General features: G+C 68.8%; 17 protein-coding genes. 10 read left to right on the top strand and 7 right to left on the bottom strand.

Annotated features, from left to right (window positions below):
- Positions 1-22: 22 nt before the first annotated feature.
- Positions 23-1,225 (top strand): cysteine desulfurase family protein, encoded by a 1,203-nt coding sequence (locus BN3385_RS25070; protein ID WP_059020978.1) that lies wholly within the window; start codon positions 23-25, stop codon positions 1,223-1,225.
- Positions 1,222-2,304 carry a tRNA 2-thiouridine(34) synthase MnmA gene (gene mnmA / locus BN3385_RS25065; protein ID WP_059020976.1) on the top strand — a complete coding sequence of 361 codons (1,083 nt, stop codon included), beginning with the start codon at positions 1,222-1,224 and terminating at the stop codon, positions 2,302-2,304. Before BN3385_RS25070 ends, mnmA begins: the two co-directional genes overlap by 4 nt.
- Here mnmA and BN3385_RS25060 read toward each other — a convergent pair.
- A complete protein-coding gene (locus BN3385_RS25060; protein WP_059022404.1) occupies positions 2,282-2,920 on the bottom strand; it encodes a sensor domain-containing protein in 639 nt (212 codons plus the stop codon). The genes mnmA and BN3385_RS25060 overlap by 23 nt on opposite strands.
- A gap of 59 nt (positions 2,921-2,979) precedes the next feature.
- Here BN3385_RS25060 and BN3385_RS25055 point away from each other — a divergent pair, with 59 nt between their 5' ends.
- Both BN3385_RS25055 and BN3385_RS25050 read left to right on the top strand, forming a co-directional pair.
- Positions 2,980-3,990: a uroporphyrinogen decarboxylase/cobalamine-independent methonine synthase family protein gene (locus BN3385_RS25055; protein ID WP_059020973.1), complete on the top strand. Its 1,011-nt coding sequence runs from the start codon at positions 2,980-2,982 to the stop codon at positions 3,988-3,990.
- Positions 3,991-4,035: 45 nt separating this feature from the next.
- Positions 4,036-5,544, top strand: coding sequence for an alpha/beta hydrolase (locus BN3385_RS25050; RefSeq protein ID WP_156432877.1), 1,509 nt, complete (start codon positions 4,036-4,038; stop codon positions 5,542-5,544).
- Here BN3385_RS25050 and BN3385_RS25045 read toward each other — a convergent pair.
- Positions 5,541-5,936: an MmcQ/YjbR family DNA-binding protein gene (locus BN3385_RS25045; RefSeq protein ID WP_059022403.1), complete on the bottom strand. Its 396-nt coding sequence runs from the start codon at positions 5,934-5,936 to the stop codon at positions 5,541-5,543. The genes BN3385_RS25050 and BN3385_RS25045 overlap by 4 nt on opposite strands.
- An 84-nt stretch (positions 5,937-6,020) precedes the next feature.
- Between BN3385_RS25045 and ligA the strand changes: the two genes are divergently transcribed.
- The gene (gene ligA / locus BN3385_RS25040; RefSeq protein WP_197415333.1) at positions 6,021-8,096 is read left to right on the top strand and encodes an NAD-dependent DNA ligase LigA; all 2,076 of its coding nucleotides are present in this window, start codon (positions 6,021-6,023) and stop codon (positions 8,094-8,096) included.
- A gap of 1 nt (position 8,097) precedes the next feature.
- Here the strand turns inward: ligA and BN3385_RS25035 are convergent, their stop codons facing one another.
- The 4 genes from BN3385_RS25035 to BN3385_RS25020 form a co-directional block, all read right to left on the bottom strand.
- Entirely contained in the window at positions 8,098-8,757 is a 660-nt protein-coding gene (locus BN3385_RS25035; protein WP_059020968.1) for an ACT domain-containing protein, read from the bottom strand.
- Between the two features lie 258 nt (positions 8,758-9,015).
- Entirely contained in the window at positions 9,016-9,699 is a 684-nt protein-coding gene (locus tag BN3385_RS25030) for a nitroreductase (RefSeq protein ID WP_059020965.1), read from the bottom strand.
- Positions 9,700-9,731: 32 nt separating this feature from the next.
- On the bottom strand, positions 9,732-10,475 hold the full coding sequence (locus BN3385_RS25025) for an SDR family oxidoreductase (protein ID WP_059020963.1): 744 nt from the start codon (positions 10,473-10,475) through the stop codon (positions 9,732-9,734).
- Positions 10,472-11,419 carry an alpha/beta hydrolase gene (locus BN3385_RS25020; protein WP_059020961.1) on the bottom strand — a complete coding sequence of 316 codons (948 nt, stop codon included), beginning with the start codon at positions 11,417-11,419 and terminating at the stop codon, positions 10,472-10,474. Before BN3385_RS25020 ends, BN3385_RS25025 begins: the two co-directional genes overlap by 4 nt.
- A 141-nt stretch (positions 11,420-11,560) precedes the next feature.
- Here BN3385_RS25020 and BN3385_RS25015 point away from each other — a divergent pair, with 141 nt between their 5' ends.
- The 5 genes from BN3385_RS25015 to gatB all read left to right on the top strand — a co-directional run bounded on the left by BN3385_RS25015 (position 11,561) and on the right by gatB (position 18,974).
- Positions 11,561-14,371, top strand: a complete 2,811-nt coding sequence (locus BN3385_RS25015; protein ID WP_059020960.1) for an AAA family ATPase — start codon at positions 11,561-11,563, stop codon at positions 14,369-14,371.
- Between the two features lie 121 nt (positions 14,372-14,492).
- A complete protein-coding gene (gene gatC, locus BN3385_RS25010) occupies positions 14,493-14,792 on the top strand; it encodes an Asp-tRNA(Asn)/Glu-tRNA(Gln) amidotransferase subunit GatC (protein ID WP_059020958.1) in 300 nt (99 codons plus the stop codon).
- Positions 14,792-16,276 (top strand): Asp-tRNA(Asn)/Glu-tRNA(Gln) amidotransferase subunit GatA, encoded by a 1,485-nt coding sequence (gene gatA, locus BN3385_RS25005; RefSeq protein ID WP_059020956.1) that lies wholly within the window; start codon positions 14,792-14,794, stop codon positions 16,274-16,276. Before gatC ends, gatA begins: the two co-directional genes overlap by 1 nt.
- A 41-nt stretch (positions 16,277-16,317) precedes the next feature.
- Positions 16,318-17,349, top strand: coding sequence for an ATP-dependent 6-phosphofructokinase (locus BN3385_RS25000; protein WP_059020954.1), 1,032 nt, complete (start codon positions 16,318-16,320; stop codon positions 17,347-17,349).
- Positions 17,350-17,459: 110 nt separating this feature from the next.
- Positions 17,460-18,974: an Asp-tRNA(Asn)/Glu-tRNA(Gln) amidotransferase subunit GatB gene (gene gatB, locus BN3385_RS24995; protein ID WP_059020952.1), complete on the top strand. Its 1,515-nt coding sequence runs from the start codon at positions 17,460-17,462 to the stop codon at positions 18,972-18,974.
- 6 nt (positions 18,975-18,980) lie between these two features.
- Here the strand turns inward: gatB and BN3385_RS24990 are convergent, their stop codons facing one another.
- The gene (locus BN3385_RS24990) at positions 18,981-19,556 is read right to left on the bottom strand and encodes an HAD-IA family hydrolase (RefSeq protein WP_197415265.1); all 576 of its coding nucleotides are present in this window, start codon (positions 19,554-19,556) and stop codon (positions 18,981-18,983) included.
- Between the last annotated feature and the right edge of the window lie 169 nt (positions 19,557-19,725).

Here is a 19,725-nt window from a genome sequence, read left to right as displayed (position 1 = left end):
CTGCCGGTATCCTGGACAGGCCATGAGCCCGACCGCGCCGGTCTACCTCGACCACGCCGCCACCACCCCGATGCACCCCGCTGCCATCGAGGCGATGACGGCTGCGCTGGCCACGGTGGGCAACGCGTCCTCGCTGCACACCTCCGGACGGGATGCGCGCCGCAGGATGGAGGAGTCCCGGGAGACCCTGGCCGCCCTGCTCGGCGCCCGCCCGTCGGAGATCATCGTCACCGCCGGCGGCACCGAGAGTGACAACCTGGCGGTCAAGGGCATCTACTGGGCCCGCCGCGACGCCGACCCCAAGCGCAGGCGCATCGTCACCACCGCGGTCGAACACCATGCGGTGCTCGATGCCGTCATCTGGCTGGCCGAGCATGAGGGCGCTGAGGTCACCTACCTGCCCACCGAACCCGACGGTTCGGTCACACCGGCCGCGCTGCGTGAGGCGCTCACCGAACACGACGACGTGGCCCTGGTCACGATCATGTGGGCCAACAACGAGGTCGGCACCATCATGCCGATCAGCGAACTGGCGGCGGTATCGGCCGAATTCGACGTCCCCATGCACAGCGACGCCGTGCAGGCCGTCGGCCAGCTGCCGGTCCGCTTCGGCGACACCGCGCTATCGGCCATGAGCATCACCGCCCATAAGTTCGGCGGACCCACCGGAGTCGGAGCGCTGTTCCTGCGCCGCGACGCCGCCTGCGTGCCGCTCCTGCACGGCGGTGGCCAGGAGCGCGACGTGCGTTCGGGCACACCGGATGTCGCCGGTGTGGTCGCGATGGCCGCCGCGGCCCGCATTGCCGTCGAATCCCTGGACGCCACCGCGGCACGACTGCGCGCACTGCAGCAGCGCCTGATCACCGGCGTGCTCGACACTATCGACGACACCCAGGTCAACGGTGCGCTCGGTGAGCGCCGGTTGCCCGGCAACACCCACTTCACGTTCCGCGGCTGCGAAGGTGACTCGCTGCTGATGTTGTTGGACGCCAACGGAATCGAATGCTCCACCGGTTCGGCCTGCACCGCCGGTGTCGCCCAGCCCTCACATGTGCTGCTGGCGATGGGTGCCGACGCCGACGTCTCCCGCGGCTCGCTGCGGTTGTCGTTGGGGCACACCAGCACCGAAGCCGACGTGGACGCCGCGCTGCGCGTGCTGCCCGCCGCCGTCGAGCGCGCCCGGCAGGCCGCGCTGGCCAGTTCGACGTTGAGTGGTCTGCGATGAGGGTGCTGGCCGCGATGAGCGGCGGTGTGGATTCGTCGGTGGCCGCCGCCCGGATGGTCGACGCCGGCCACGATGTGGTCGGTGTGCATCTGGCATTGTCCAGTGCCCCGGGCGCGCTGCGCACCGGCTCGCGCGGCTGCTGCTCGCGCGAGGACGCCGGTGATGCCCGCCGGGTGGCCGACGTCCTCGGAATACCGTTCTATGTCTGGGATTTCGCCGACCAGTTCAAGCAGGACGTGATCGACGACTTCGTCGACTCCTACGCCCGCGGTGAGACCCCCAACCCGTGCGTGCGGTGCAACGAGAAGATCAAGTTCTCCGCGCTGGCGGCCAGGGCGCTGGCACTGGGCTTCGATGCGGTGGCCACCGGCCACTACGCGCGGCTGGCCGACGGCCGGCTGCGTCGCGCCGTCGACGCCGACAAGGACCAGTCCTACGTGCTGGCCGTGCTGACCGCCACCCAGTTGCGGCACGCCCTTTTCCCGATCGGCGACACCCCCAAGCCGCAGATCCGCGAGGAAGCCGCCCAGCGCGGCCTGCCGGTGGCCAGCAAGCCCGACAGCCACGACATCTGCTTCATCCCCTCGGGTGACACCCGGGCGTTCCTCGGCGCCCGCATCGGGGTGCGCCGGGGCGCGGTGGTCGACGCCAGCGGCACGGTGCTCGCCGAGCATGACGGCGTGCACGGTTTCACCATCGGCCAGCGCAAGGGCCTCGGCATCGCCGGACCCGGCCCCGAGGGCACACCGCGCTACGTCACCGAGATCGATGCCGAGACCCAGACCGTGCGAGTGGGCGCGGCCGGCGATCTGCAGACCTGGGCCCTGACCGGCAAGCAACCGGTCTTCACCTCCGGTGCTGCCCCGCAGGGCCCGGTCGAGTGCGAGGTGCAGGTGCGCGCGCACGGCGGCATCGTGCCCGCGGTCGCCGAGCTGGTCGGCGAGCAGGTGCAGGTGACACTGCGCTCGCCGCTGCGCGGGGTGGCCGCCGGCCAGACCCTGGTGCTCTACCGGCCGGACCCGGCCGGTGACGAGGTCATCGGCAGCGCCACGATCGTCAACCGCCCGGAATCCGGCTGAGGATATTGGCCAGCACGATCTGCGGCACCGATTCGGGGAACGCGCAGAACGTCACCTCCACCAGCACCGTGCCCTTCAACCGGTAGTCCCGCCCGCAGTTGCCGGGCCGGATGCTCAGCGTCTGTGCGTCGCCGGTGACCGCACCGACCAGCAGTGCCCCGTACGAGCTGTCGGCGCAACGGGAGGCCGTCTCGGCGAGTGCGTCGAACACCCGCCGGGCGCGCGCGGGATCGCCGTAGGCGGCAGCGCCCTGCGAGATCAGCGCCGCCCGGGGCGGATTCTGAAAGCTGGTCTTGTGGAAGTCGTCGACGTCGGTGCCGAACACGGCCGTCTCGGCGAAGATGAACCGGCACTCGGCGGGCACCGAGGAGGCCAGATCCTCGATGTCGACGGGGACCTTGCCGTCCATGCTCGGGATGATCGTCAGGTCGGTGCCGCCGCCGGTGATCGACTGCATCTGGGCCTGGCTGAGCAGCACCGCGTCGACGTCGACCACGCCTGGCGGCTGATAGGGCGGCTCGGTCAGTGCCCGCAGCGGTGCCCCGGCGGTCCACTGGGTGCAGCCGGTGACCGCCACCGCCAGCACGGCGCAGCACAGTCCGGCCCGCAGCCTCATGGCCTCCACCGTAGGCCCCCGTGGGTGCCTCCGCGTGGGGTGTCCAATACGGTTGCCGGGTGAGTGTTTTCGCGGCGGCCACCGGTATCGGCTCCTGGCCCGGTTCGGCGCCGCGGGAAGCCGCCCAGATCGTGGTCGGCGAGCTGCACCGGCTGCCCCATCTCGTCGAGCTCCCGGCCCGCGGAGTGGGCGCCGATCTGATCGGGCGCGCCGGTGCTCTGCTGGTCGACATCGCCCTCGACACGGTGCCGCGCGGCTACCGGATCACCGCCCGGCCCGGTGCGGTGATGCGCCGGGCCGCCAGCCTGCTCGACGAGGACATCGACGCCCTCGAGGAGGCCTGGGAGAAGGCCGGTGGCGCGGTGGCCGGCCGCACCGTCAAGGTGCAGGCGCCCGGACCGATCACCCTGGCGGCGGGACTGGAGCTGTCCAACGGGCATCGCGCGATCACCGACCCCGGTGCCGTCCGTGATCTGGTGGCATCGCTGGCCGAAGGGGTGGCCGTGCACCGCGCCGAACTGGCCAGGCGGCTGGGCACGACGGTGGTCGTGCAGTACGACGAACCCACCCTGCCCGCGGCCCTGGCCGGCCGATTGGCCGGGGTGAGCACGCTTAATCCGGTGCATCCGGTGGACGAGGCGATTGCCGTCGAGCTGCTCGACGTGTGTGTGGCCGCCGCTGGTGCCGAGGTGATGGTCCACACCTGCGCCACTGATATTCCTTGGAAGGTGTTGCAGCGCAGCTCGATCCATGCCGTGGCCGTCGACACCTCGGTACTGGGCGATGCCGGCCTGGACGGCCTGGGGGAGTTCCTGGACTCCGGGCGCACCGCGGTGCTCGGGCTGTTGCCCTCCAGTGCGCCGCAGCACCGTCCGTCCGCGGAGGAAGTGGCCGCCGGTGCCGTGGCGATCACCGACCGAATCGGCTTCCCCCGTGCGGTGGTTCGCGACCGGGTCGGCATCAGCCCGTCCTGCGGGCTGGCCGGTGCCAGCGCCGGGTGGGCGCGTATCGCGGTCGAACTGGCGCAACGCGCCGCCGATGCCGTCGCCGACGACCCGGAAGCCATCTGATCGACTTCCGTACCGCAGCCCGCCGAACGTGTTAGAAGATAAGGCGTGTCTGCTTCCGCGGGGGTGAAGTGGTGGACCGGGGCCGCGGTCCTGGCTGTGCTGGTCGGCTCGGGGTGTTCGGCTCCGGCCGACGCCCCCGAGGCGACATCAGCGGTGAAGCTCGCCCCGTGGGGTCCCTGCGTGATGACCGAGTCCATGCCGGACTCCAACGGCGCCTATCCGGGCGTCGAATGTTCGACCCTCACAGTGCCTTTCGACTATGCACTCCCGGACGGTCCGGCCTTCACCATCCCGGTGATCCGGGTTCCGTCCAAGGCCGACAAACCCCGGCTGCTGGTGACCAACCCCGGCGGCCCCGGCATCAGCGGCTTCACCGATCTGCGGACCAACCGGGAGTACTTCGAGAAGTTCGCCGATACCTACACCGTGGTGTCCTTCGACCCGCGCGGTGTCGGCGGGTCCAAGCCCGCGATCACGTGCCTGGATGATGCGCAGCGCCAGGCGATCTTCAACCAGCCCAGCGTGCCGACCACTACCGCGCAGATCGACCGCGCCACCGAGCTGGCCGCCGGTATCCGCGACGCCTGCCAGCGCCAGTTCGGCGACGCCCTGGCCCACGTCGGCACCGCCAACGTCGCCCGCGACATGGACGAGATCCGCAAGGCGATGGGCTTCGACCAGATCAGCTATCTCGGCTATTCGTACGGAACGTTCCTTGGCGCCCTCTACGCCGATATGTTCCCGGGCAAGACCGACCGGATCGTGCTGGACTCGGTGATGGACCCGATGCTGAACTACCAGGAGGTCCGCCACGGCCAGGCCCAGGGGATGCAGCGCAGCGTCGCCGCGTTCGTCGACGACTGCCTGACCCGGCCGGACTGCCCACTCACCGGGCCCAGTGGCGCTGCGCTGCAACAGATCTCCGACCTGATCGGCGCCCTGGACCGTCAGCCCTACGCCGGTCCTGACGGTCGCGTGCTGTCAGGTGCCCGGATGCTGGCGCTGGTCGAATCCTCGCAGTACTTCCCGGATTCCGGGTGGCCCAGCCTGCGTGAGACGCTGCGCCACGCGGTCGACGGGCAGTGGGCGCCGGTGCTCGATGCCGCCTACTCGCCGGACCTGATGGTCAACCCGGCCGACTCTGAATACCTGTCGGTGGTGTGCATCGATTTCGCTGACCGGCGCGATCCGGAGAAGCCCAAACGGCTGGCCCCGGTGTGGGCGATGGAAACCCCGATCAGCGGCGGCAACCGGGCCTGGTCACTGGAGCCCTGCGAGATGTGGCCGGCACCGTCGGTGCGCGAGCCCGGTCCGGTCCGGGCGTCCGGTGCGGGGCCGGTGCTGATCCTCAACACCACCGGCGACCCCGCGACCCCGCTGTCGTGGGCGCAGTCCCTGCACAACCAGATCAAGGCGTCGACGCTCGTGGTGGCACCGGCCGAAGGGCATATCGCCAGCAGTCAGAACACCTGCGCGGAGGATGCCTTGATGGCCTTCCTCAAGCAGGGCACCCTGCCGCCGGGGCCGGTGTTCCGCTGCCCGCCGAACACCTAGCCGTCGAGCAACCGGACCAACCGCGGCGGTGCCTGCAGCCGGAACGAGGCGTCGATCAACTCGCCGACCTCGTCCCAGTCCACCTCGGCGGCCTCGAAGTCCAAGCCCAGCCAGCCGAACGGGCCCAGATAGGCGGGGAAGAAGAACCGGGGATCCTGCTGCAGCGCGGTGCGTTCGCTGTCGTCGACCTTGACCAGCAGGGCGTGCGGATAGCGGTGCATCGGCCCGCTCGGGTTCTTGCGGCTGCCGCCGTAGACGGCGAACATCTTCGGCGCGCAGAACGTCGGCCGGCCGTGCGAGATCTTCTCGATGGCCTCGGGAAAGCCCAGCGCGATGGCGCGGACCCGAGCCAGCGCCGGATCGTCGTTGTCGAACATGATCGGATGCCCCACACCCTCACCCTGCCACGTGACGAGGTTGTCGGGGCGGTCCACTAGCCTGCGAGGGTGGCCCCTGACGATCCGGAAACCGACCCGATCGACGCGTCCGTGCGGCGGCGCTGGCAGGAGCTTGCCGACGAGGTGCGCGAGCACCAGTTCCGCTACTACATCAAAGATGCGCCGATCATCTCCGACGCCGACTTCGACAAGCTCTTCAACGAACTCGTCGCCCTGGAAGACCGCTATCCCGAGCTCAAGGTGGCCGACTCGCCGACCCAGCTGGTCGGCGGCGCCGGGTTCGCCACGGAGTTCGCCGAAGCCCAGCACCTGGAGCGGATGCTCTCGCTGGACGACGTCTTCAACACCGACGAACTCGACGCCTGGTCGGCGCGGGTGGAAAGTGAACTCGGTCCCGATCCGCACTACCTGTGCGAGCTGAAGGTCGACGGCGTGGCCATCGCGCTGGTCTACCGCGACGGCAAGCTGGACCGCGCCGCCACCCGCGGTGACGGGCGAGTGGGGGAGGACGTCACCCTCAATGCCCGCACCATCGGTGATGTCCCCGAAACCCTCACGCCCTCAAGCGAATACCCGATCCCCGCGGTGCTCGAGGTCCGCGGTGAGGTGTTCTTCATGGTGGCCGACTTCGAGAATCTCAACGCCAGCCTGGTCGAGGAGGGCAAGCCCCCGTTCGCCAACCCGCGCAACAGCGCGGCAGGCTCACTGCGGCAGAAGAATCCGGCGGTCACCGCGCGACGCCCGCTGCGGATGATCTGCCACGGCATGGGCTACACCGACGGGTTCAACCCGGCCAGCCTGCATGACGCCTACTTCGCGATCAAGGCGTGGGGGCTGCCGGTGTCCGACCACACCACCCGGGTGGCCGGTCTGGCCGCGGTGCGCGACAAGATCGCCTACTGGGGTGAACGCCGGCATGAGATCGAGCACGAAATCGACGGTGTGGTGGTCAAAGTCGACGACTTCGCCCAGCAGCGGCGTCTCGGCGCCACCTCACGCGCGCCGCGCTGGGCGGTGGCCTACAAGTACCCGCCCGAAGAAGCGCAGACCACGCTGCTCGACATCCAGGTCAACGTCGGGCGCACTGGGCGGGTCACCCCGTTCGCCGTGATGACCCCGGTGCGCATCGCCGGCTCCACCGTCGGGATGGCGACCCTGCACAACGGGTCGGAGGTCAAACGCAAGGGCGTGCTGATCGGCGACACCGTCATGATCCGCAAGGCCGGCGACGTCATCCCCGAGGTGCTCGGGCCGGTGGTCGACCTGCGCGACGGCACCGAGCGCGAATTCGTGATGCCCACCCACTGCCCGGAGTGCGGCACCCCGCTGGCCCCCGCCAAGGAGGGTGACGTCGACATCCGCTGCCCGAACGCCCGGTCCTGTCCGGCGCAGCTTCGCGAGCGGGTGTTCCACCTCGCCGGTCGCGGCGGGCTGGATATCGAAGGCCTGGGCTACGAGGCGGCCACGGCCCTGCTCGACGCCAAGGTCATCGGCGACGAAGGCGACCTGTTCGCCCTGACCGCCGAGGACCTGCTCACCGCGGAGTTCTTCCGCACCAACAAGGGTGTGCTGTCGGCCAACGGTGCGCGCCTGCTGGCCAACCTGGAGCAGGCCAAGAACCGTCCGCTGTGGCGCATCCTGGTCGCGCTGTCGATCCGCCACGTCGGCCCCACCGCGGCGCGCGCGCTGGCCACCGCGCTGGGCAGCCTGGACGCGATCATGGCCGCCGACGAGGAACAGCTGGCCGACGTCGAAGGCGTGGGCCCGACCATCGCCGCCGCACTCACGGAATGGTTCGCCGTCGACTGGCATCGCGCGATCGTCGACAAGTGGCGCGCCGCCGGGGTGCGGATGGAAGACGAGCGCGACACCGGGATCGCCCCGACGCTGCAGGGCTTGTCGATCGTGGTCACCGGGTCGCTGGCCGGGTTCTCCCGCGACGAGGCCAAGGAGGCGATCATCACCCGCGGCGGCAAGGCCGCCGGTTCGGTGTCGAAGAAGACGTCGTTCGTGGTGGCCGGGGATGCGCCGGGCTCCAAGTACGACAAGGCCGTCGAACTCGGGGTGCCGATCCTGGATGAGGACGGTTTCCGGGCGCTGCTGGAAAGCGGCCCCGACCAATTCGCCGAAAGCCCGCCGGAGAGCCCGGAGTAGCTCAGCGCACGATGGTGGCCACGATCCCGGCGAGATAGCCCAGCCGGGCCACTTCCGACGGCCGGAACAACGGGCCGCCCGGGCGGCCGAGTACCACTGCGGTATGCGGCTGGCCCAGCGGGGCAGCGGCCAGTGTGGTGTCCATGTCCCGCCAGACCTGCGGCACCCAGTCGGCGGTCCCGTCGAGCGCTTCGGCGTGGGCCAGCGGCAGCCACGGCGCGCTCTGCGCCTGAGTCTCCGGCGAGCCCGGGCTGCCGACCACCCGCTCCAGCCCCGACTCGGTCAACCGGACCACGGTGCACCAGCCCACCCGCAGCACCCGGGGAGCCTCGTCGGCCAGCACCTGCAGTTTGGCGTCGCGGTCGTCGGCAGCGGCGATGTGATCGATGAGTTCCAGTTCGCGGTGTGCCTCGAGCAGCCCGGTGTGCGGCCGGATGGTGTCCACCCGAACCCCTTCGAGACGCTCGGCGGCGGTGATCACCATGTCCGGCATCGTGCCGGGCGGCAGCTCGACCACGAGGTCGTCGATGGCGTAGCCGGTGACGCGCTCGACGACGTCCAACGACAGGATGTCCGCACCGACCGAGCCCAGGGCAACCGCGAGGGACCCGAGGCTGCCGGGGCGGTCCTCGAGCTGAACCCGCAGTAGATACGAAGGCACGCGCACACTGTTTCACAGTCGTCCGATCGCGGCACTCCAGCCGAGCCGGGATAGAACTCCCGCGTTGTCGGTGCGTGCCGCCCCCGATGAGCCGACATGGACTCCGGGCTCCTCAGCCCGACGAGGATTCGACGATCATTCGCTGGTCGCCGGAAGCCACGGCGGCCAATCACACGAGTTGTCCTTCGCGGTGCGCTCGGACCGTGCCACCAGGACGGTTTCCACCGCCTTCGTGGCGAGGACAGTTGGGAGCATCGCTCATGTCGGACGTTCCGGTGGGGCGTCGGCCGTCAACCACGTCACGTGGCTGTCCAGGTGGTCTCGGGGTAGTCGGACGTTATTGGCAGCGAAGGCGGGGTCGGCATAGCCGATTGACATCCCACACAGAATCGCCAGTTCCTCGGGAATGCCAAGCTGTCGGCGAAGCACGCTGTCGTACAACGCAATCGAAACCTGAACGCAACTGTCGACACCCTGCTCGGTGAGGCTCAGTAGGAACGTCTGCAGGAACATGCCGACGCCGACTGCATCCAACGGGCCGCACTCGCGATGCATGCATACGATGCCACCGATCGGTGCACCGAAGAACTCCCAGTTGCGTCGTTGCGCCGCCCAGCGACCCTTCTGGTCGTCGCGGGCGATTCCCATGGCGCCATAGATCAGCGCTCCGCTCTCCCGGCGACGATCAGCGAACCGATCAGGTAGGCCGGCCGAGGCCAACGTCGGCGGATGGGCATCGACAGCGGTGAGCAGTGCGGCCGAGAGTTTCCGGAGCTGTTCACCGCCGACGAAGTAGACCTCCCAGGGCTGCGAATTGGAGTTCGACGGTGCCCGCATGGCAAGTTCGAGCGCGTCGTTCAGTACATGCCGCGGCACCTGCCGATCGGACAAGAATTGTCGTGTCGAATGCCGGCGCCTGACGACATCCTCAAGCGAGGTCATCGGGTATTTCTCCGGTCTGCTCGGCTCCTGGCTCATCGCGTCGCGAGCCAGTCGTTGAATTTGGTGTCGGCGATCACGGCACCGTGCCCGGTGACCAGGCTGTCGGCCCCCACCGGGAGACCGAAGTAGGTGGCGGCTGGGTCCACCATGACCGGCGTGTCGTCGTCTCGCGAGGCCAACAGGGTCCGCGCCAGTTGAGTGAAACTCATCTTCTCGGGTCCGCCGATGTCGATGATTCCGTTGGCAGGGGAGGCTTGCGCCGCGTCGGCGACTTCGGCGGCCACCTCGGCAGCGGCGATTGGTTGGATCCTGGCATCGGGGGCGTGGACGGCCCCTTCGAGGAGCAATGAGCCGACGATCATGTCGGCGAACTCGTGAAACTGGGTCGCCCGAACGATCGTGTAGGGCAACCCCGACCCGATGATGGTTCGCTCTTGAATGACCTTGGCGCGCATGTACCCGCTCTCCGGTAGCCCATCGACACCCACGATCGACAGCGCCACATAGTGACCGACTCCGGCGGCTCTCGCGGCGGCAACCAGGTTGGCTGATGCGGCGGTGAAGAACGCCAGTACCGGTTGATCCTCCAAGGACGGCGAGTTGGTGACGTCGACCAGGACCTCGGCCCCGTCGAGCGCGTCAGCCAAGCCGTCCCCGGTGAGGACGTCGGCACCCGTGCTGCGGGCGGCGCCCACGACATCGTGCCCGGCGGCTCGCAGGATGGCGACAACCTTGGTGCCGATGAGTCCGGTTGCTCCGACGACGGTGATCTTCATTGGACAAATGCCTTTCGTAGTGTGTGGATGGCAATTTCGATCGCCGCCGTGGTGGCGGCTGTGTCGCGAACCGGGTTGAGCATCATGAAGTCGTGGATGATCCCGTTGACCCGCAGGCTGGTGGTGCGCACACCGGCGGCGGTCAACTTGCGGGCGTAGGCCTCACCTTCGTCGCGCAATACGTCGTTCTCATCGACGATCACCAATGCCGTGGGCAGTCCTCGTAGTTCGTCGATGCTCGCCCGCAGGGGTGAGGCGGTGATCTCGGCACGTAGGGGGACTTCGGGCAGGTAGCAGTCCCAAAACCACGCCATCGCCTTGGCCGTCAGGAATGGGCCGTTGGCAAACTCTGCGTAACTGGCGGTGTCTTGAGCGGCATCGGTGACGGGGTAGTACATCGACTGCTGGATGAACCTGACATCGCCGCGTTGCTGGGCCATGATCGCGACGGCCGCCGTCATGCCTCCGCCGACCGAATCACCGGCGACGGCCATCCGGGTTGCGTCCAAACCAGCCCCGGCTCCGTGGTGCGTGATCCACTGGGCGGTGGCATAGGCCTGTTCGATGGCCACTGGGTACTGCGCCTCCGGCGAGCGGTCGTACTCGACGAAAGCAACCGCCGCCTCGGCGCCGACGGCCAGTTCACGGACAAGTCGGTCGTGGGTGGCGGCGTTCCCGAGCACCCACCCACCGCCATGGATGTAGAGCACTACCGGCAGCGGGCCCGCTACCCCGGGCGGGGTCAGGATGCGCACTGCCACGTCGCCGTGATCGCATGGCACAGTAACCCAGCGTTCGTCGATGTCGAGCTTGGCGACGGGTGCGGCTTGCACGTCGTCGAGTACCGTTCGGGCTCCAGCGGGGCCCAGCTCGTAAAGAAATGGCGGGTTGGCGGTGGCATCGGCGAACCGCTGGGCCGCCGGTTCGAGAATGTGCTCTGACATGAGCTCATCCTGTCGGCGCGGGCTGCCGCAGGGACCCCGGAAAACCCGTAGTTGGTTTCGCCGCAACGGCGGCGGGCCCGGCCCTGGTTGGCAGCGGCGGTAGATTTCACGGCAAGAGAACCGGTCAGAACAAGGGCGGCAATGACACCCGGTCACCGAGCAGGTGCTCTGCAGGGTCGAGGAACCGAGCGCCGGGCTCTCGACCAGCTGCTGGTGGCAGTGCGCGCGGGCCGAGGCCAAAGTCTGGTGCTGGAAGGTTCAGCTGGTATCGGAAAGACCGCACTTCTGGGCGATCTGATTGCGACGGCTGGCGATTTCACCGTTCTGCGTGCTGGTGGCGTCGAAGCAGACATTGAACTGGCCTACGCGGGCTTGCAACAGCTTTGTGCTCCCGTGCTGAAGCACCGTCACCAGCTGCCAGAACCCCAGCATGCGGCCCTGGAGCAGGCCTGCGGCCTGCGTGAATCCGCGACGGCTCCGGACCGGTTCCTGGTAGGTCTGGCCGTCCTGGGGTTGCTGGCGGTCGCCGCCGATGACAAGCCGCTGCTCTGTGTCGTCGACGATGTGCACTGGCTCGACCATGCCTCGGCGCAAACCTTGTTCTTCGTCGCCCGCCGGCTGCTGGCTGAGCGGATCGGGCTGGTGTTCGCTCTGCGACAGCAGGTGCAGGGCTCGGCAGGTCTGCCGTTGTTGGAGGTCGGTCCACTGGCCGACCACGATGCGCGCGCACTGCTTGAATCGGCGTTTCCCGGTCGGCTCGATGGTGCGATCTGCGAGCGCATCCTCGCCGAGGCGACCGGCAATCCGCTGGCGCTGTTGCAGCTGACGCGAGATGTCGATGCCGTCGGGCTGGCCGGCGGCTATCACACACCTGACGCGCATCCGGTCGATGACGAGATCGAAGGCCGGTATCGGTCGGCGATTGCGATGCTGTCAAGTGAGACACGGATGGCGCTGCTCGCCGCCGCCGCAGAACCGCTGGGTGACCCGACGCTGCTGACGAGCGCGCTGACTCAGCTGGGGCTCAATGCCGCTTGCCTGGCGCCGGCGGAGGCCGCCGGGCTGGTCACCCTCGGTGCTCGTGTCCAATTCGCCCATCCGATGGTTCGAGCCGCGGTCTATCGGGCGGCGGCGCTCGACCAACGCCGGTCAGCCCATCGCGCGCTGGCCGAGGCGACCGACGGACGTTTGGACCCCGACCGGCGCGCCTGGCACCGTGCCGCGGCTGCTGATGGGCCCGACGAGGCGATCGCCACCGACCTGGAACACGCTGCGGTGAGGGCCAGTGCCCAGGGCGGTATCGCCGCCGCAGCGGCATTTCAGACCCGGGCAACGGAGCTGACGCCGGACCCGGCGCGTCGGGCCGCCAGGGCGCTCGATGCCGCCGAAACGCACCGTGAGCTGGCCTCTTTCGAGCAGGCGTTGCGGCTGGTCGCCATCGCTGAGCTGGGCCCACTCTCGACGCTGGGACACTGCCGAGCCGCCTTGCTGCGTAATCGGCTGGCGCTCGCCGCGGCGCGCTCTGGCCGTGTGCCGCGTCCACTGATTGTCATCGCTGCCGAGTTAGCCTCTACCGCAAAGGAATTGGTTCCCTTCGACTCATCGCTGGCCGCGGCAACCTACCTCGACGCACTGAGCGTCGCCATGTATGCCGGGCGCTACGACGTCGAGGGCGTCACCGCGCAGATTGCTGCGGCGGCGTTGACGGCGTTTCCCGACGACATGGTCCGCCAGCCGGTACACCAGGTAACCCGGGCGCTGGCTCTGCGGCTCGCAGCGGGGGCCGAAGCGGCCATGCCAGCGATGCTCGATGCGATCGATACCGTCACCCGGGCCGTCACTCAGCAAGACAATGACGATCCTGGCTGGTTGTGGCGGGCGTTCCCGATTGTGCATGAGTCGCTGATCCACGAAACATGGGATGACCACAGCTGGGCAGATATCGCCGCACACGCGGTTCGCACCGCAACCGACACCGCCGCGTTGGCGCTGCTACCGACTGCACTGGCGTCACGGGCCGGTGCTCACCTGGAAGCCGGGGAGTTCACGTCGGCCCGGATCTGTATCGCCGAGGCCGGTGATATCACTGCGGCGACCGGATACGCGCCGGTCACCTATCACGGGATCGGGTTGGCCGCCTGGAGCGGTGCGGAACGCGATTTCACCACGCTGGTGTCGTCAGCGATGCAGGAGGCGGCCAGCCGGGGCGAGGGACGGCTCATGGGGCTGGTCCACTACCTGTCAGCGGTACTCAACAACGGGTTCGGTCGCTACCCGATTGCGCTGGGCCATGCCCGGGAGTGCGCCGAGTTCGACGACTTGGGCTTCGGCGGGGGCGTCTTGCCAGAACTGATCGAAGCGGCCGTGCGTGTCGGAGACCGCGAGGGCGCCGCCGAGGCGCTCACACGGCTGCAGAAACGCATACCGGCCAGTGCAGCCGACGGCGCACTGGGGCTGCTCGCACGGTGCCGTGCCTTGCTGGCCGATGACGGTGAAGCGCCGGAGCTCTATCGAGAAGCCATTGAGCGTCTGGCCGGTACCCGATTAAGAGTCCACGCGGCCAGGGCGAGCCTGCTCTACGGAGAGTGGTTGCGACGACGCCGCAAACCCGCGCTGGCCCGGGAACCGCTGCGCAGCGCCTACACGCAGCTGCGTGAGATCGGCGCGCATGCCTTCGCTGAGCGTGCCCGCCGCGAGCTACTGGCAGCCGGACAGAAGATCAATGTGCCCTCACGCTCAGCCGATAGCGGCCTGAGTCCGCAGGAACTGCATATCGCACAACTTGCCGGGGAGGGCCTGACCAATCAGGAGATTGCAGCACAGCTATTCGTCAGCGCCCACACTGTTGAGTGGCACCTGCGGAAAGTGTTCGCCAAACTACAGATTCGGTCCCGGCGCGAACTTCGCAGGAAGCCCTGGATCCCGGTGGCAAGCGATCAGCCGACGAACTGATCTGCGCTGCGAAGCCAGTGATCGAAAGGGAGCCGTCCGCACAGCGTCCCGTCTGCACTGCCGCGCAACTCGAGCACCTCCGTGCCCGGTCCGGCTCCGGGGCGAACTAGGCTTGTCCACCGTGTCCCAGATCTCCCGTGACGAGGTAGCCCGGCTGGCAAAGCTGGCCCGGCTCGCCCTGACCGACCACGAAGTCGACAATTTCGCCGGCCAGCTCGACGCCATTCTGGGGTACGTCAGCCAGATTCAGGCCGTCGACGTCACCGACGTCTCGCCGACCGGCAACCCGCTGAAATCGGTCAACGTGACCCGCCCTGACGTGGTCGAAGAGTGCCTGACCCAGGATGAAGCCCTGGCCGAGGCGCCGGCCGCCGCCGAAGGGCGCTTCGCGGTGCCGCAGATCCTGGGGGAGGCGGAGTAATGAGCGACGTGATCCGGCTCGATGCCGCCACCCTCGGCGAGAAGATCGCCGCCAAGGAACTGTCCTCGGTCGAGGTCACCCAGGCCTGCCTGGACCAGATCGCCGCCACCGATGAGCGTTTCAACGCGTTCCTGCACGTCGCCGCCGACCAGGCGCTGGCCACCGCGGCGCGCATCGACGCGGCCGTGGCCGCCGGTGAGCAGCTGCCCTCGCCGCTGGCCGGGGTGCCGCTGGCACTCAAGGACGTGTTCACCACCACCGACATGCCGACCACCTGCGGCTCGAAGATCCTCGAGGGCTGGGTGTCGCCGTACGACGCGACCGTCACCGCCCGGGTGCGGGCTGCCGGTATCCCGATCCTCGGCAAGACGAACATGGACGAGTTCGCGATGGGCAGCTCCACCGAGAACTCCGCCTACGGCCCGACCCGCAACCCGTGGGACGTCGAGCGGGTGCCCGGCGGCTCCGGCGGTGGCAGCGCCGCCGCGCTGGCCGCCTACCAGGCGCCGCTGGCGCTGGGCTCCGACACCGGCGGCTCGATCCGCCAGCCGGCCGCGCTGACCGCGACGGTCGGCGTCAAACCCACCTACGGCACCGTGTCCCGCTACGGCCTGGTGGCCTGCGCGTCGTCGCTGGACCAGGGCGGCCCGTGCGCCCGCACCGTGCTGGACACCGCGCTGCTGCACGCGGTGATCGCCGGCCACGATCCCCGGGATTCCACCTCGGTGGAGGCCGAGGTTCCCGACGTCGTCGGCGCGGCGCGTGCCGGTGCCGCCGGTGACCTGTCCGGGGTGAAGATCGGTGTGGTCAAGCAGCTGCGCAGCGGTGAGGGTTATCAGCCCGGTGTGCTCGCCTCGTTCAACGCCGCCGTCGATCAGCTGGCCGCTCTGGGAGCAGAGATCACCGAGGTCGACTGTCCGCACCTGGACTACTCGCTGTCGGCGTACTACCTGATCCTGCCGTCGGAGGTGTCGAGCAACCTGGCCCGCTTCGACGCCATGCGCTACGGCCTGCGGGTCGGCGACGACGGCACCCACAGCGCCGAAGAGGTGATGGCGCTGACCCGCGCCGCCGGCTTCGGCCCGGAAGTAAAGCGCCGCATCATGATTGGCACCTACGCGCTGTCGGCCGGCTACTACGACGCCTACTACAACCAGGCGCAGAAGGTTCGCACCCTGATCGCCAACGATCTGGACAACGCCTACCAAATGGTCGACGTGCTGGTGTCCCCGGCCACCCCGACCACGGCGTTCCGGCTCGGTGAGAAGGTCGACGATCCGCTGGCGATGTATCTGTTCGACCTCTGCACGCTGCCGCTGAACCTGGCCGGGCACTGCGGAATGTCGGTGCCCTCGGGGCTGTCGCCGGACGACAATCTGCCGGTCGGCCTGCAGATCATGGCGCCCGCACTGGCCGATGACCGGCTCTACCGGGTGGGCGCGGCCTACGAGGCCGCCCGCGGGGCGTTGCCGTCGGCGTTGTAGATGCGCTGCCTCAGAACGTGCCAGCGGGCAAGATAGGTCCCATGCGTATCGGAGTTCTCACCGGTGGTGGCGACTGTCCTGGCCTCAATGCCGTCATCCGTGCGGTCGTGCGGACCTGCGATGCCCGCTACGGCTCGTCGGTGGTCGGCTTCCTCGACGGCTGGCGGGGCCTGCTGGAGGACCGGCGCATCCAGTTGCACAACGACGATCGCAACAACCGGCTGCTGGCCAAGGGCGGCACCATGCTCGGTACCGCGCGCACCAATCCCGACAAGCTGCGCGCCGGGCTCGATGACATCAAGCAGACGTTGGAGGACAACGGGATCGACGTGCTGATCCCGATCGGTGGCGAGGGCACGCTGACCGCCGCGCACTGGCTGTCCGAGGAGGGCGTGCCGGTGGTTGGAGTGCCCAAGACGATCGACAACGACATCGACTGCACCGACGTCACCTTCGGCCACGACACCGCCCTACAGATCGCCACCGACGCCATCGACCGGCTGCACAGCACCGCCGAGTCGCATCAGCGCGTGATGCTCGTCGAGGTGATGGGCCGGCACGCCGGCTGGATCGCGCTGAACGCCGGGCTGGCCTCCGGGGCGCACATGACGTTGATCCCCGAGCAGCCCTTCGATGTCGAAGAGGTGTGTCGGCTGGTCAAGAAGCGCTTCCAGCGCGGCGAGTCCAGCTTCATCATCGTGGTCGCCGAGGGCGCCAAACCCGCCGAGGGCACCATGGCGCTGCGCTCCGGCGGGGTCGACGAGTTCGGCCACGAACGGTTCACCGGGGTGGCCCAGCAGCTGGCCATCGAGGTGGAGAAGCGGATCAAGAAGGAAGTTCGCGTCACCGTGCTCGGCCACGTCCAGCGCGGCGGCACGCCGACCGCCTACGACCGGGTGCTGGCCACCCGGTTCGGGGTGAACGCCGCCGACGCCGCGCACGCCGGTGAGTACGGGATGATGGTCTCGCTGCAGGGCAATGACATCGGTCGGGTGCCGTTGGCCGACGCGGTGCGCCAGCTCAAGCTGGTACCCCAGACCCGCTACGACGACGCCGCCGCCTTCTTCGGCTAGAGCGCTGGTGGGATCTCGCCGAACGTGCGACCACTGCGAGAAATCGCCCGAAAAGTCGCTGTGGGTTCACACTCGGCGACGGGAGAACCGGCCCCACTAGGATCGATGCCATGACGATCACTGCGAATGCCGAACTGATGGACTACGACGAGGTCGTGGCCCGGTTCGACCCGGTGCTCGGTCTGGAGGTGCACGTCGAGCTGTCGACGGCCACCAAGATGTTCTGCCCCTGCGCCACTACGTTCGGCGCCGAGCCGAACACCCAGGTCTGCCCCGTGTGCCTGGGCCTGCCCGGGGCGCTGCCGGTGCTCAACTCCGCCGCCGTCGAGTCGGCCATCCGGATCGGGCTGGCGCTGAACTGCAGCATCGCCCCGTGGTGCCGGTTCGCCCGGAAGAACTACTTCTACCCGGACCAGCCGAAGAACTACCAGATCTCCCAGTACGACGAGCCGATCGCCTTGAACGGCTACCTCGACGTGCCGCTGGATGACGGCAGCACCTTCCGGGTCGAGATCGAGCGGGCCCACATGGAGGAGGACACCGGCAAGCTCACCCACGTCGGCAGCGACACCGGCCGCATTCACGGCGCCACCACCTCGCTGCTGGACGTCAACCGGGCCGGCGTGCCGCTGATCGAGATCGTCACCAAGCCGATCGAGGGTGCCGGGGACCGCGCGCCGGAGGTGGCGCGCGCCTACGTGACCGCGTTGCGCGACCTGCTCCGCGCGCTGGATGTCTCCGACGTCCGGATGGACCAGGGCTCGCTGCGCTGTGACGCCAACGTCTCGCTGCGGCCGATCGGTCAGGCCGAGTTCGGCACCCGCACCGAGACCAAGAACGTCAACTCGCTCAAGAGCGTCGAGGTCGCCGTCCGCTACGAAATGCGCCGTCAGGCAGCGATTCTCGCGGAGGGCGGCAAGATCCACCAGGAGACCCGGCACTTCCACGAGGACGGGTACACCTCGCCCGGCCGGGACAAGGAAACCGCCGAGGACTACCGGTACTTCCCGGAGCCCGACCTCGAACCGGTGGCCCCCAGCGACGAGCTGGTGGAGCGGTTGCGCGCCACCATCCCGGAGCTTCCGTGGTTGTCGCGCAAGCGGATTCAGCAGGAGTGGGGTGTCTCCGACGAGGTGATGCGCGACCTGGTGAACGCCGGCGCGGTGGACCTGGTCGCCGAGACGGTCGCTCACGGTGCGCCCAGCGAGGCCGCCCGCGCCTGGTGGGGAAACTTCCTGGTGCAGAAGGCCAATGAGGCTGGGGTGGAACTCGACGCGCTGGGGATCACCCCGGCTCAGGTGGCCAAGGTGGTGGCTCTGGTCGACGATGGCAAGCTGTCGAACAAGCTGGCCCGTCAGGTGGTCGAGGGTGTGCTGGCCGGGGAAGGTGAGCCCGAGCAGGTGATGGCCGACCGCGGGCTGGCGCTGGTGCGCGACGATTCCCTGATCCAGGCGGCCGTCGACGAGGCGCTGGCGGCCAACCCCGACGTCGCCGAGAAGATCCGCGGCGGCAAGGTGCAGGCGGCGGGCGCGATCGTCGGTGCTGTCATGAAGGCCACCAAGGGCCAGGCGGACGCGGCGCGGGTGCGCGAGTTGGTCATGGCCGCGTGCGGCCAGGCAGGTTAGGTCGGGCTAGGCGCTGAGCCGGCTCCGGCTGATCCACCAGCGCTCGTGAAGTCGCCGACATCGATCGGCCGACAGCGGATCGGGCCAGTCGTGCCGGTCGAGTACCTCGGCTGCGCCGTGGAAGTCGTGGTCGCGGAGCTGATCGGTCATGACCACGACGGTCGCCAGCCCGGCTGAGCGCGCGGTGTGAAAACCCGTCATCGAGTGTTCGAAGGTCAGTACGTTGGCGGCACCGACGCCCAGCTCGGACAGCACCCGCTGGTAAGCCTCGGGATCGGGTTTGGGCGCCAGCACGTCATCGCCGGTGATGAGAACCTCGACGACACCGTCGCCGATCAGCTCACGCACGAGCGGTTCGATGCGGCCACGGCGGCCCTCGGCGGTGACGGCGATCCGGATGTCGGCGCAGTGCAGGCTCCAGATCAGATCGCGGAACATGTGGGCGTCGCGTTCGGTCGCGCCCACCGGCGCGTCGAAGTCGAAGATGACGGCCTCGAGGACGGGCACGTCGGCGTGCGCGCAGCGCGCGCGATCCCACCAGAAGGATCGACTCCGGGGGAGAGTGTCCAGAGTTGCGACCACGAGCGCAGTATGGCCCCGCCGAACCGGCCAGGGCATCCCCCGATCAGGGGATGCCGAGGGTGGGTGGTGTCCCCCGAATCACCGGGTGCGGCGATGGGCGTGGGTCGAACCGGACGGCGGAATCGACTGTGGCGGTGCAGGTTTCCAGAATCGACAGGTGTCGAGTCCG

The sequence above is a fragment of the Mycobacterium sp. M26 genome (assembly GCF_001494595.1).
Classification (GTDB): domain Bacteria; phylum Actinomycetota; class Actinomycetes; order Mycobacteriales; family Mycobacteriaceae; genus Mycobacterium.
The sequence above is the reverse complement of the archived record's forward strand: the minus strand, read 5'-3'. Positions and strand labels throughout refer to the sequence as shown.